Genomic DNA, 13316 nt, shown 5'->3' with positions numbered 1-13316 from the left:
GGGTCAGCCGGTGGTGCGCCGGGCGGCGAGGGAGTTGAGCAGGGCGGCGCCGCGTTCGGCGTCGTCGACGCTCACCGCGAAGTCGGCGCCCTGGTGCGGGTGGATGACCAGGCAGTCGCCGCGGCGCAGCATCACCGTGGTGCCCAGACCGCTGAGCCGGTAGCCCCAGCCGCCGACCTGGGCCGGGGTGCGCTGCTCGGCACGGGCCGACTCGATGGCCTCGACCGGCCAGCGGCGGACCGGCCAGCCGGCCGGGCCGAAGGCGACCTCCAGCCCCTTGGGCGTCACCAGGGCCTGGACGGAGGAGCAGAGGTACACGGCGATCGCGACGATCACCAGCGGGACGAGCACCGGCCACGGCGAGCCGATCAGCCCGGCGAGGGCGGCGACGGCGGTGCCGGCGGCGAGCAGGCCGGACAGCGCGGCGGTCAGCAGGAGCCAGCCGTTGACGGCGCGGGAGAGCCAGGCGAACCGCTCGCCGGCGGGGATGTCGAGCTGCGGGCCCCCGGCGGGTCCGTCGGCGGGTGAGTCGGCCGGTCCGTTGCCCGGCCCTGCGGACGCCAGGGCGGTGGTGCGGCGGGCGGCGAGGCCGACGACCAGGCCGGTGAGGGCCGACGTCGTCAGGACGAGGGCGACGTCGAGGCCGACGTCGCCGGCCTCGGTCCAGACGGCGCGGTCCAGGTTGGCGTGCACGATCGAGGCCTGGGCGCCGGCGACCAGCACGCCCGCGGCGGCCAGCGCCGCGCGGTGCCAGTGCCGCGCCGGGTCGCCGGTCCACCGGGCGCTCAGCGCGAACCCGGCCAGCAGGACCGTCCAGAGCGCCGCCGGGAACACCGGCACCGCCCAGAACGGCATCGAACCGTCCGGGCCGCCGCCGCCGCTCCAATGGCTGGCCACCCGCTCCGGCAGCCGGCCGGCCGCGGCCGCCGGCAGCGCGACCAGCATCGCGTACACCGCCGCCGCCCAGGCGACGGCACCCCAGCGCGTACCTCGTATCCGGTTCCCCCCGGCGTTCACGGCAGCCTCCTGATCAGTTCGACGAGATCGGCCCTGCTGTACCCCAGCCGCGTGGCCTCGGCGAGCAGCGCGCCGGCCTGGTCCACCAGGCGGGCCCGCTGGTCCGCGCCGGCGAGCACGGTCACCCCGCGGCCGCGGCGGAACTCCAGCACTCCTTCGTCCCGGAGCGCGCGCAGGCCGCGCAGGACGGTGTTGGCGTTGACGCCCAGCGCCCGGGACAGCTCCCGGGCGGGCGGCAGCCGGTCGCCCGGCGCGCACTCGCCCTCGGCGATGGCGCGGCGGATCGCGCCCGCCACCTGCTCGTGCAGGGGGCGGCTGTCGGTGAGGTCCAGCTTCAGCAGCATGATGCTATCGACAGTAGCACCATCTACGCCCGGCGGCGGGCCGTGGGCCGTGGGCCGTGAGCGCGGTCGGTGGTCGGCGGGGGTGGGCCGTTGGCCGGGGCGGCGGGGCCGGGACGCGCAACGGCCGGCCGGGTCTGGGGCGACCGGCCGGCCGTGGGCCGTGGGCCGGGGGTGCGGTCGTGGTCGGCGGGGGTGGGCCGTTGGTCGGGACGGCGAGGTCGGGACGAGGAATGGTCGGCCGCCCTGGGTGTGGGGCGATGGGTGAGGTGGGGGGCGGTCAGTGGTCGGCACTGGGGGCGGTGGTGCCGGGCCGGGCCATGGCGGCCGCTCTCGGGTGTGGGGCGACCGGCCGGCCGTGGGCCGAGGCACGGTCGGTGGTCGGCGCTGGGGGCGGCGGTGCCGGGCCGGGCAACGGCCGGCCGCCCTCGGGTGTGGGGCGACCGGCCGGGTGGTGCGGTCGGTGGTCGGCGGCGGTGCCGGGGTGTGGAAGGGCCGGCCGCCCCGCGGGTGCGGGGCGATCGGCCGGGGGGTGCGGTCAGTAGTCGGCGCTGGGGGCGGCGGCGGTGGGGCCGAGGTCGGGGAGGTCGCGGAGCTCGACGGCCTCGGCGTGGGTCTCGAGTTCCAGGACGATCAGCTCGTTGACGCCCGTGCGCCAGAGCGGGCCCGGAGCGTAGAGGGTGCGCTGCGGGCCCTGGTGGGTGTAGCGGCCGAGCAGGAAGCCGTTCAGCCAGAGCAGGCCGCGGCCCCAGCCCGGGAGGGCGACGAAGGCGTCGGCGGGGGCGTCCAGGGTGGCCTCGAAACGGTGGAAGACCGGGTCGCCGTCGCCCGCCCCGACGCCGTCCGAGAAGTCGAGGGAGCCGAGGTCGGCGAGCGGGAGCGGCCGCAGCTCCCACCCGAACAGGCGCTGGTGCCCGTGCGCGACGCCGCGGCCGATGCCCTTGCGGTCGTTCTCCAGCATCGGGCCGTAGTTCGCCCGGCCGAGCGCCTCGACCAGGATGTCGAGCGTCACGCCCGCCGGCCCGGTCGCCAGCGGCAGCGTCGCGCCGGGGGCGTTGCCGTCCAGGACGCCGAGCGGCACCCCGTCGGCGAAGACGTGGGCACGGTCGCCGATGCCGTCGATCCGCAGCGGCAGGGCGGCCCGGGGGCCGGGGACCCGGGTGCGGTAGTGGATCAGCCCGAGCGACTGGCCCACCCGTTCCATCGGCTCGGGGGCGGCCCGGTGCAGCGGGGCGGTGAGGGTGTCGAGGGCCGCCAGCAGGCGGGCGCGGCCGGTCGCGCGCTCGATCCGCTGCGGCGCGACCCGCGGCGGAGGCTCCGGCAGCTCGACGTCCGGCAGCGGGACGTACCTGCCGATGACGGCGCGGAACGCGTGGAACTTCTCGGTGAGTTCGCCGGCCTCGCCGATCGGCGCGTCGTAGTCGTAGCTGGTGACGTTGGGCTCGTGGCCGGCGTCCTCGGGGTGGGCGCCGGTGTGGTTGGCGCCGGCCCAGAAGCCGAAGTTGGTGCCGCCGTGCGCCATGTAGAGGTTGACGGAGGCGCCGGTGGCGAGCAGGTCGTCGAGCGCCCGGGCGGACTCCCCGGCGTCCCGGACGTGGTGCGGCTCGCCGAGGCGGTCGAACCAGCCGATCCAGAACTCCATCGCGGTCAGCGGGCCCTTGGGCTGGTGGCGCCGGAGCACCTCGAAGCGCTCGGCGGGCCGCGAGCCGAAGGTGGCGGTGGCGAGGTGGCCGGGAATGGTGCCGCCCTGCTGCATGGTGTCCTCGGCGCCGTCGGCGGTGAACAGCAGGCAGTCGACGCCGCGGGCGAGCAGCCCGTCGCGCAGGTGGGCCAGGTAGGCGGCGTCGTTGCCGTAGCTGCCGTACTCGTTCTCCACCTGGACGGCCACCACCGGGCCGCCCCGGCTGGCCAGCAGCGGCAGGATCTCGGGCACCACGGCGTCGAACCAGCCGTCCACCTCGGCCAGGTAGGCCGGGTCGGCGCAGCGCAGCCGCAGGCCGTCGACGGCGAGCAGCCGGGCCGGGAGGCCGCCGAACTCCCACTCCGCGCAGATGTACGGGCCGGGGCGCAGGATGACGTCCAGGCCGTTCGTCCGCGCCAGCCGCGCGAACCGGGCCAGGTCCCGCCAGCCGGTGAAGTCGACCTCGCCGGAGGGCAGTTCGTGGAAGTTCCACGGGACGTAGGTGTCGACGGTGTTGGCGCCCATCGCCCGCAGCCGCCGCAGGCGGTCGTCCCAGAGGTCGGGGTGGACGCGGAAGTAGTGCACGGCGCCGGAGATGATCCGGTGCGGTGCGCCGTCGCGGCGGAATCCGGTGTCGTCGTACTCGAGCATGAGGACCGGCCTTCGGTGGGAACGGGGCTTGCTGGTCGGGGAGTTCGAGCTGTCGTGCGGTGGGGGTGCGTCGTACCGGCAGGATAGTTCGCGCGGTCCGTCCGGGGGGTGGTTCGCCTCGCTCCGGCGAGCCGGCGAGCCGGGGAGCCCCGGACCTCCGCGTCGACGGTCTCGACCTCGGCCCGGACGGTTCGGCCGGCCGGCGATCGCCCCGACGCGGGAGAACCGGCGATACTGCTCGGAGCCGGCCGATCGAGTCAGGTGACGACGGCGGTGACCGCGCCGGCGGCCCCGCCCCATGGACTGGAGACACCATGAGCAAGGACGCGAGGACGGACCCGCACTCGCCCGAGCCGCACGTTGCCGACAGCCACGATCTGATCCGCGTGCACGGCGCACGCGAGAACAACCTCAAGGACGTCAGCATCGAGATCCCGAAGCGCCGGCTGACGGTGTTCACCGGGGTCTCCGGCTCGGGCAAGAGCTCACTGGTGTTCGACACGATCGCCGCCGAGTCGCAGCGGCTGATCAACGAGACGTACAGCGCCTTCGTGCAGGGCTTCATGCCGACGCTGGCGCGGCCCGAGGTCGACGTCCTCGACGGGCTGACCACCGCGATCATCGTCGACCAGCAGCGGATGGGTGCCGACCCCCGCTCCACGGTCGGCACCGCCACCGACGCCAACGCGATGCTGCGCATCCTGTTCAGCCGGCTCGGGCAGCCGCACATCGGCTCGCCCAAGGCGTTCTCCTTCAACGTCGCCTCGGTCAGCGGGGCGGGTGCGGTCACCGTGGAGCGCGCCGGCCGGACGGTGAAGGAACGCCGCGAGTTCAGCATCACCGGCGGCATGTGCACGCGCTGCGAGGGCCGCGGCGCGGTCACCGACATCGACCTCACGCAGCTCTTCGACGACGCCAAGTCGCTCAACGAGGGCGCGCTCACCATCCCGGGCTACACCGCCGGCGGCTGGAACCACCGGCTCTACAGCGAGTCGGGCCTCTACGACCCGGACAAGCCGATCCGCCGGTTCACCGAGCGGGAGCTGGCGGACTTCCTCCACCGCGAGCCGACCAGGATGAAGATCGCGGGCATCAACATGACCTACGAGGGGCTGGTCCCGCGCATCCAGCGGTCGATGCTCTCCAAGGACAAGGAGGCGATGCAGCCGCACATCCGCGCGTTCGTGGAGCGCGCGGTCACCTTCACCACCTGCCCCGACTGCGACGGCACCCGGCTCAGCGAGGCCGCCCGGTCGTCGAGGATCAGGGGGATCAGCATCGCCGACGCCTGCGCGATGCAGATCAGCGACCTGGCCGACTGGGTCCGCGGGCTCGACGAGCCGTCGGTGGCACCGCTGCTCGCCACGCTGCAGCAGACCCTCGACTCGTTCGTGGAGATCGGCCTCGGCTACCTCTCGCTCGACCGGCCGGCCGGCACGCTGTCCGGCGGCGAGGCGCAGCGCACCAAGATGATCCGCCACCTCGGCTCCTCGCTCACCGACGTCACCTACGTCTTCGACGAGCCCACCATCGGCCTGCACCCGCACGACATCCAGCGGATGAACGGCCTGCTGCTGCGGCTGCGGGACAAGGGCAACACGGTGCTGGTGGTCGAGCACAAGCCGGAGACGATCGCGATCGCCGACCACGTGGTGGACCTCGGCCCGGGCGCCGGCACGGCGGGCGGCGCGGTCTGCTTCGAGGGCACCGTCGACGGGCTGCGGGCCGCCGGCACCGTGACCGGCCGGCACCTCGACGACCGTTCCGCCGTCAAGGAGTCGGTGCGCGAGCCCACCGGCAGGCTGGAGATCCGCGGCGCGACGACGCACAACCTGCGCAACGTCGACGTCGACGTCCCGCTCGGGGTGCTGGTCGTGGTGACCGGTGTGGCCGGCTCCGGCAAGAGCTCGCTGGTGCACGGCTCGCTGGTCAACGGCTCCGGGCCGGACGGCGCGGGAGTGGTCTCGGTCGACCAGGGCGGGATCCGCGGCTCGCGGCGGAGCAACCCGGCGACGTACTCCGGGCTGCTCGACCCGATCCGCAAGGCGTTCGCGAAGGCCAACGGCGTGAAGCCGGCCCTGTTCAGCGCCAACTCCGAGGGCGCCTGCCCGAACTGCAACGGCGCCGGCGTCGTCTACACCGACCTGGCGATGATGGCCGGGGTCGCCACCGTCTGCGAGGAGTGCGAGGGGAAGCGCTTCGACGCCTCGGTGCTGGAGTACCACCTCGGCGGCCGCGACATCAGCGAGGTGCTGGCGATGTCGGTGGCGGAGGCCGAGGAGTTCTTCGGCGCGGGCGAGGCGCGCACGCCGGCCGCGCACGCCGTGCTGAAGCGGCTCTCCGACGTCGGGCTCGGCTACCTCACCCTCGGCCAGCCGCTCACCACGCTCTCCGGCGGCGAGCGGCAGCGGCTCAAGCTGGCCACCCACATGGCCGAGAAGGGCGGCGTCTACGTCCTGGACGAGCCGACCGCCGGTCTGCACCTCGCCGACGTCGAGCAGCTGCTGGGCCTGCTCGACCGGCTGGTCGACTCCGGGAAGTCGGTCATCGTCGTCGAGCACCACCAGGCGGTCATGGCGCACGCCGACTGGATCATCGACCTCGGTCCCGGCGCCGGCCACGACGGCGGGCGGGTCGTCTTCGAGGGCACGCCCGCCGACCTGGTCGCGGCCCGCGCCACCCTCACCGGCGAGCACCTCGCGGCGTACGTGGGCGGCTGACCGGCTGCCGCCCGCGCGGGGGTCCCCCCGTGCGGGCGGCGTGCTCCCCGCTATGCCGGATCGGGGCGGCCGCTCTCCCGCGGGGCCGCCGCCCGGAGGTCCGCCGGCCACGGCGGGTTGGGGCCGGCCACCGAACAGGTCAGCGCGGCCACCCGGGCGGCGAACCGGCACGCGTCGCCGACCTCGTCCAGGGTCAGCCCGTCGAGCCGGCCGCCGAGCCGGCCGAGCCGCCCGAGGCGGTGCAGCAGGCCGCCGGTGAAGGCGTCGCCGGCGCCGACGGTGTCGACCACGGCGGTGGCCGGCGCGGGGACGGTCAGCCGTTCGCCGTCCAGCGAGGCGAGCGCGCCCCGGCCGCCGAGGGTGATCACGACCAGCCGGACGCCGGCCCGGTGCCAGCTGTCGCAGGCCTCCTCGGGGGAGACGCCGGGCAGCAGCAGGCCGAGGTCGTCGGCGCTGAGCCGCAGGACGTCGGCGGCCGTGCACCAGTGCGGGAGCCGGGCGCGGTAGACGGCCGGGGCGACCAGCAGCGGGCGGACGTTGGGGTCGACCGAGACGGTCGGACGGCCGTCGGCGCGGGCGAGCAGCTCCTCGATCCGGCGGCCGCCGGGCTCGCGGACCAGGGCGAGCGAGCCGGTGTGCAGGCAGGCGACGTCGGCCAGCGGCAGGGCGGCGAGCTCCTCGGCGCTCCAGGCCCAGTCGGCGGTGCCCTCCGCGTGGAAGGAGTACTGGGCCTGCCCGTGCGGGTCGAGGGTGGCGATGGCGAGCGTGCTGGGCTCGGCCGCGTCCACGCAGGCCCCGAGGTCGACGCCGGAGCCGCGCAGGTGCTGCCGGAACAGGGCGCCGAACGGGTCGGCGGAGATCCGGCCGAGGAAGCGGGTCGGGGTGCCGAGCCGGGCCAGCGCGACGGCCGTGTTGGCCGGTCCGCCGCCGGGCAGGACGCGCAGCGCGAGCTCACCGGGGCGCTGCCCGGCGGAGGAGTCGGCGAAGGCGTCGGCGACGCACTCGCCGAGGACGGCGACGGGGCGTTGGGGCACGGTGACCGCCTTCGGGGGTGGGCTGCGGGGCGGACCGCCGGGTCGCCCGGCAGGCGGGAGGGTCGGAGCGCGAGTCTAGGGCCTGTCGGGCGGCGATCTCGATGCTCCCGTCAGGCCGGGGCCTGGAGCCGTCACCGCTGATGCCGCTGACGGCGCCGCCCGCACCGAGCATCCGCGGGGTCAGGCCGGTGTGCCAGCGCGTGGTGCGGGTCAGGTGGCTCCGGTCGGCGGAGCCGGACGGCTCGGCGACGACCGCGATCGGCGGATCGCTGCCGAGCAGCGCCCGCCGGGGCGTGCTGCAGCCGCGGCCGGCGCGGGGACTGCCCGGTCGAGGCGCGGAAGGTGCGGGCGAAGCGCGATCTTCGCCCACGGCGGCTCCACCACCCGCTGGCCCGCACCCCCGGCGGCCGGCGCCTCAGTCGCCGGCCGGCGGTGACGGCTCGACGGGCGGTGGCAGCGTCGAGTAGCGGGCGCGGTTGGCGTTGAAGTGGGCCAGGTAGTAGGTGGTGCCCTCGTGCTCCAGCTCCATCGGCGGCGGGTCGGTGACGGAGGGCGCCGTGCGGGAGAAGTCCTCGCCCGCGCGCTGCACCGTGGTCTCCAGCCGCGGAAGGGCCCAGTACCGCAGGTAGTGCTCCGCGTCCTCGGCGGTCCACAGCTCGCCCCCGCCGAGCGCGCGGTGCAGCCCCGGGCTGTGGACGGCGCGGACCCGGAAGTTCTCCAGGGCCCGGCGCGGGACGGCGATCGTGACGTAGCGGCGGCTGTTGCCCCGGTGCCGGCCGGCCACCATCACACTGGCGTTGCCGTTCCACCACCGTGGCGGCGCGAGCCAGACCTTGGCCCCGGGCGCGAAGTGCCGCAGCCCGGAGCGGATCTCCAGCCCGCCCTCGCCGAAGCCGGTCTCCCGCGCGACGTTGGCCACCACGCAGAGGCCCAGGGCTTCGGGGTCGTCGTTCACGTCCGTCCTGTCGGTCATGCCCTCATCATGATCGAACCGGGCCAGTCCCCGGTACCGGGTTTCCGCCCGGCGCCCTTCGGCATCCGCCCGGCGCCCCCCGTCGCCCGCGCGGCCAGCGTGCCTCTGCCGCTGAGCGGCCGGCGGCCCTAGACTGCGAACCTCCGCGGTATTACCAGCCGGTAGGGATGGGGAGTTCGCATGGCGGAGGAGCGGGTCCACGCGTTCGGTGACGACGCGCTGGGGGAGCACGACGCGGTCGGGCTGGCCGCGCTGGTGCGGGCCGGCGAGGTGAGCCCGGCGGAGCTGGCGGCGGCCGCGGCGGCACGCGCCGAGCAGGTCGACGCGGCGCTGGCGCCCGTCGCGTTCGCCGCGTACGGGCAGCCGAGGACGGCGCCGGCCGGGGAGGGCGGCCCGCTGTCCGGGGTGCCCAGCTACCTGAAGGACAACGTCGACCTGCGAGGCATGCCGACCGGGCACGGGAGTTCGGCGTTCCGGGCCAAGCCCGCGCGGCGCAGCGCCGGCTTCGCCGAGCAGTTCCTCGGCACCGGCCTGTCCGTCCTCGGCAAGACCCGGCTGCCGGAGTTCGGCCTCAACGCCTCGACCGAGTTCGCCGAGGCCCGGCCGGTGCGCAACCCGTGGCGGCCCTCGCACTCGCCGGGCGCGTCCTCGGGCGGCTCGGCCGCGCTGGTCGCGGCGGGCGTCGTCCCGATCGCGCACGCCAACGACGGCGGCGGCTCGATCCGGATCCCCGCGGCCTGCTGCGGGCTGGTCGGCCTGAAGCCCACCCGCGGCCGGCTGGTCCCGAACGACCAGGGCCGGAGGCTGCCGATCGACCTGGTCACCGACGGCGTGGTCACCCGCAGCGTGCGCGACACCGCCGCCTTCTTCGCCGCCGCCGAGCGCCACCACCGCAACCCGGCACTGCCCCCGCTCGGCCTGGTCGAGGGGCCGGGCGACCGGCCGCTGCGGATCGGGCTGGTCGTGGACTCGCCGGTGGCGGCCAGCGACGCCCCGACCCGGCACGCGGTCGAGCGGACGGCGGAGCGGCTGGAGGCGATGGGCCACAAGGTCACGCCGGCGGTGCTGCCGTTCGGCGCCGAGTTCTCCCGGGACTTCACCCTCTACTGGGGCTACATCGCCTTCCTGATCGCCACCACCGGCAAGCTGATGCTCGACCCGGGCTTCCAGGCCCGCAAGCTGGACGGCCTGACCACGGGGCTGCGCCGCACCTTCCACCGAGAGTTCCGCAAGACGCCCGGCGTGCTGCGCCGGCTCCGGCAGGCCGAGGCGGCGTACGCGGGGCTGTTCCGCGACCACGACGCGATCCTCTCGCCGGTGCTCGCGCACGTGGCACCGCCGATCGGGCACCTGAGCCCGAACGTGGCCTTCGACGAGCTGCTCGACCGGCTGCACCGCTACGTGGCGTTCACACCGGTGAACAACGTGACGGGCGGGCCGGGCATCGCGCTGCCGGGCGAGCCGGCGGCCAACGGCCTGCCCGTCGGCGTGCACCTCTCGGCGGCGCACGGCCAGGAGCGGCTGCTGCTGGAGCTGGCCTTCGCCCTGGAGGCGGACCGGCCCTGGCGGCGGATCCAGGACTGACAGGGCTGACACCGGTCCGGGACCGACACCGGTCCAGGGCTGACACGGCGCCCGCCGCTGACACTAGCCCGCCGCTGACCCCGGCCCGCCGCTGACACCGGCCCGGGACCGGGCCGGGCGGCGCGGGATCAGGCCGGGTCCGGTGTGGCGATGGCCCGTGCGGCCAGGACCTCCTGGTGCAGCGGGGCGAGCACGTCCTCCCGCTCGGGCCCCTGCGCCCGCCCCTGCGCCGGGCCGTCCGCCGGGCCGCCCCGGTCGTCCACCGGCGCCGGCGTCAGCGGGGCCGCCCCCGCCCGCAGCGCGCCCGCGAGCTCGTTCAGCTCCCGGGTGATCTCCGCGACCTCGGCGGCGGGCGGCGCCGGCACTCCGTGGTCGATCCGGACCCGGGTGGCCGTGGTGGCCTCCACGATCCGCTCGACCGCGATCACCAGCGGCCACCAGGCGGCCGCCAGCGCCCCGGTCGGCGGCGGTTCGGTGAGCGCGCGCTGGAACTCGGACCGGACGTCGGACAGGTCGCGGTAGAGCCGTCGCCGGCGGCGCAGCCGGACCGCCTGGTCCTTACCGGGCGCCATGGCGAAGGCCAGCACGACGTACGCGGCCGTGTCCGCGACGGCGTCGGCGAGCCGGTCGCCGATCCGGGTGTGCCAGGACTCCGGCCAGAGCAGGTAGCCGACCAGCAGCGCGATCGCGCAGCCGATCAGCGAGTCGTACAGCCGGGGCAGCACCAGCTGGAAGCCCTGGTGGTTCAGCTGGTCGGACAGCAGCAGGATGACCGGGGTGATGGCCGCGGTCTGGAAGGCGTAGCCCTTCGCCGAGAAGGCCGGGATCAGCATCGCGAGCAGGGCGGTCATCGGCACGTCCCACCACCCGCGCGGCACCTCGGCGAGGACCGGGACCGCGATCACCAGCCCGACCGCCGTGCCGAGCGCACGCAGCACGGCGCGCGAGAACACCGAGCCGAAGTCGGGCTTCATCACGAAGGTGACGGTCAGCGCCACCCAGTACGAGCGGAGCACCGGCAGCGCCGAGACCACCGCCTGGGCCAGGCCGATGCACAGCGCCAGCCGCAGGCCGTACCGCCAGGACGCGCCGGACAGCAGGGCCGCGCGGGCGGTGCGCCGGGCCCGGGCCCGGAACGTGGCCGGCCGGCCGATCCGGTCGGCCGGCCCGTAGGGGTCGGGGGCCGGCTCCCGGGCGATGCCGGCCGCGTGCCGCAGCGCCTGGTCGATGGCGCGTTCGGACGGGCCGGTGGGCGGCGGCAGGTCCAGGGTGCCCGTGCCGGGCCGGCCCTGCTCGACGACGCTGGCCAGCTCCCGCAGCGCCGCCGGGTACGCCGGCGGCAGCGGGCCGAGCGAGGCCGGCCGCAGCTTGGCCGCCGAGCCGGCCTCGACCACCGGCATCACCGCGTTGAGCTGGGCGATCAGCCGGGCGAGCCCGGGCGAACGGCCGTGCCGGCGGACGCGGTGGGCGAGCAGCAGGTCGTACGACTGGTTGAGCGACTGGGTGACGGCCTGCCGCCGCTCGTCGTGCGCGGGCGTGCCCGCCGCCTGCAGGAAGTCGGCGACCGTCCGGTACGCCCCGGCGACGGCCTCCCGCTCGGGGACGCCGCCGCGCAGCGGCCAGCCGAACAGGGTGAGCGCCAGCACCACCAGGCCGCCCAGGACGAGCAGCAGCGGCGGCTTCCACCAGGGCGAGGGCATCGGCAGGCCGGCGCCGACCACGGCGTTGAGCAGGAGCAGCAGCCCCGACGCCGAGGCGACGGCGCCGATCGAGGAGATCATGCCGGAGACCAGGGCGACCACCGTGAGCGTGGCGACGGCGGCCCAGCCCTCCCCGTACACCAGGCTCCCCAGGGTGACGCCGAGCGCACCGAACAGCTGTGGGACGGCGATGTTGAACACCCGCATCCGGTACGCGTCGGCGGTGTCGCCGATGACGGCGGAGAGCGCGCCCATCGACACCAGCGCGCCGTACCCGGGCTGCCCGACGGCGAGGCCGACGGCGAGGGGTGCGGAGAGCGCGACGGCGGCCCGCGCCACGGCGGCCCACGGAATCGGCGCGGGGTGCGGGCGCAGCCCGGCGGTGAGCCACCTCGGGGGTGCGAGCCGCCCGGCCCGTGAGCTCCGTGCCATGGAGAAAACGTACGGCGTACGGGGCGGCCGGGCTCGGCACCGGCGCTCCATCGGGCAGGTCGACTTCTTCGTCCCGCTCGCCCTGATCGGCAAGCCGGTCCCGGGCGCCGCCCCGTCCGAGCAGTGGACCCGAGCGGCTCCGCGGGCCGCCGGACGGGCTTCAGGGCCGCTCCGCCGGGCCGGGGTGGCGGCGGGTCAGCTCCATGATCCAGTTGGTCACCCACGTCCCGCCGCCGTCGGCCGAGAACGCCTGCTCCCACCGGGCCGAGTCGGCGGTGATGCCCGACCAGACGAAGCGGGCCCGCACCGCCCGGCCGTCGTAGTGGTCGTCGCCGTGGAACTCGCCCCGGCCGTCGGTGAACCGGCCGACCACGGGCGGGAAGAGGGTGCCGGTGCGGGTGCTGGACCAGTACAGCGACCAGGCCCGCGCGGCGGGGTCGTACAGCCGCAGGGTCAGCCCGGAGAAGCCCTTGGTGGGGAACTCGATCTCGTCGAAGCTGGCGCCGCCGCCGAAATGCCGGGTGGCGCGGCTGACCGCGGGGAACTCCTCCCAGGGGCTCGCCGGGTCGAGGAAGTCGGCCCGGCGGCGGTTGGCGACGTCCCAGGTGCCGAGCAGGAAGTCGAAGTCGTTCACGCGCGCTCTCCCGTTACCGTGGTCGTGCCGGGCGTACTGGCCGGAGTGGTCGTACCGGTGGTGCCCGCGGGCAGCGAGTCGGCGAGGTAGGCGGCCAGGTCGGGACGGTCCGGGGCGAGCAGGTGGCGTACCCAGGCGTCGCGTTCGTGCTGGATCGGCGGCAGCTCCCAGACGCAGCCGATCAGCGAGCGGTCGAGCCGGACGAAGTGCGTCGGGTCGGTGTCCGGGCAGCCCAGCACCGGCTGACCGGCGGCCGCGCCGGCGAAGTGCAGGACGTTGTCCCACACCCAGCTGTACACGTTCAGGTAGGCGCCGGTGTCGCCCCCGCGGTGCAGGACGACGAAGGAGGCCGGCGGCGTGCCGTCCGGCGGCGGCAGCAGGTCGGGCAGCAGCGCGTACGCGGCCCGCTCGACCTCGGGGTCGATGCCGCGCGGGTCGGCGGTGACGTGGTAGCGCTTGACGTGCCGGCCGCCGGCCTGGACGGGCGGCGGCACCAGCAGGAGTTTCTCCGTGAAAGCCATGCCTGGACGGTAGGCGCGCTCCACTGAC

The 13316-nt window shown here is 75.8% G+C and carries 10 protein-coding genes; 2 read left to right on the top strand and 8 right to left on the bottom strand.

Translation table 11 applies throughout. The annotated features are described in order from the left end of the window. Positions 1-3 precede the first annotated feature (3 nt). The 3 genes from ACFVHB_RS21265 to ACFVHB_RS21255 form a co-directional block, all read right to left on the bottom strand. Complete coding sequence (locus ACFVHB_RS21265) at positions 4-1017, bottom strand: DUF1648 domain-containing protein (RefSeq protein WP_380324298.1); 1014 nt, start codon at positions 1015-1017, stop codon at positions 4-6. Then, on the bottom strand, positions 1014-1361 hold the full coding sequence (locus ACFVHB_RS21260; RefSeq protein ID WP_380324295.1) for a GntR family transcriptional regulator: 348 nt from the start codon (positions 1359-1361) through the stop codon (positions 1014-1016). The genes ACFVHB_RS21265 and ACFVHB_RS21260 overlap by 4 nt, the downstream gene beginning before the upstream one ends. A 535-nt stretch (positions 1362-1896) precedes the next feature. Beyond that, positions 1897-3690, bottom strand: coding sequence for a beta-galactosidase family protein (locus ACFVHB_RS21255; RefSeq protein WP_380324292.1), 1794 nt, complete (start codon positions 3688-3690; stop codon positions 1897-1899). Positions 3691-4004: 314 nt separating this feature from the next. On the opposite strand from ACFVHB_RS21255, the gene ACFVHB_RS21250 reads away from it, so the two are divergent. Next, a complete protein-coding gene (locus tag ACFVHB_RS21250) occupies positions 4005-6410 on the top strand; it encodes an ATP-binding cassette domain-containing protein (protein ID WP_380324289.1) in 2406 nt (801 codons plus the stop codon). 50 nt (positions 6411-6460) lie between these two features. Here the strand turns inward: ACFVHB_RS21250 and ACFVHB_RS21245 are convergent, their stop codons facing one another. Beyond that, positions 6461-7444 carry a carbohydrate kinase gene (locus tag ACFVHB_RS21245; protein WP_380324286.1) on the bottom strand — a complete coding sequence of 328 codons (984 nt, stop codon included), beginning with the start codon at positions 7442-7444 and terminating at the stop codon, positions 6461-6463. 415 nt (positions 7445-7859) lie between these two features. Beyond that, the gene (locus tag ACFVHB_RS21240) at positions 7860-8417 is read right to left on the bottom strand and encodes a hypothetical protein (protein ID WP_380324283.1); all 558 of its coding nucleotides are present in this window, start codon (positions 8415-8417) and stop codon (positions 7860-7862) included. Between the two features lie 180 nt (positions 8418-8597). On the opposite strand from ACFVHB_RS21240, the gene ACFVHB_RS21235 reads away from it, so the two are divergent. Beyond that, positions 8598-10001, top strand: coding sequence for an amidase (locus ACFVHB_RS21235; protein WP_380324280.1), 1404 nt, complete (start codon positions 8598-8600; stop codon positions 9999-10001). A 128-nt stretch (positions 10002-10129) separates the two neighbouring features. Here ACFVHB_RS21235 and ACFVHB_RS21230 read toward each other — a convergent pair whose 3' ends face one another. From ACFVHB_RS21230 to ACFVHB_RS21220, 3 genes are all read right to left on the bottom strand, one after another. Beyond that, the gene (locus ACFVHB_RS21230; RefSeq protein WP_380324277.1) at positions 10130-12133 is read right to left on the bottom strand and encodes an FUSC family protein; all 2004 of its coding nucleotides are present in this window, start codon (positions 12131-12133) and stop codon (positions 10130-10132) included. A gap of 160 nt (positions 12134-12293) precedes the next feature. After that, positions 12294-12767, bottom strand: coding sequence for a hypothetical protein (locus ACFVHB_RS21225; RefSeq protein WP_380324274.1), 474 nt, complete (start codon positions 12765-12767; stop codon positions 12294-12296). Next, positions 12764-13288 (bottom strand): hypothetical protein, encoded by a 525-nt coding sequence (locus ACFVHB_RS21220; protein WP_380324271.1) that lies wholly within the window; start codon positions 13286-13288, stop codon positions 12764-12766. Before ACFVHB_RS21220 ends, ACFVHB_RS21225 begins: the two co-directional genes overlap by 4 nt. Positions 13289-13316: the final 28 nt, after the last annotated feature.

The sequence above is a fragment of the Kitasatospora sp. NPDC127111 genome, from assembly GCF_042677465.1.
Classification (GTDB): domain Bacteria; phylum Actinomycetota; class Actinomycetes; order Streptomycetales; family Streptomycetaceae; genus Kitasatospora.
Note: the sequence above shows the minus strand (reverse complement) of the source record. Positions and strands in the feature narration are given on the sequence as shown.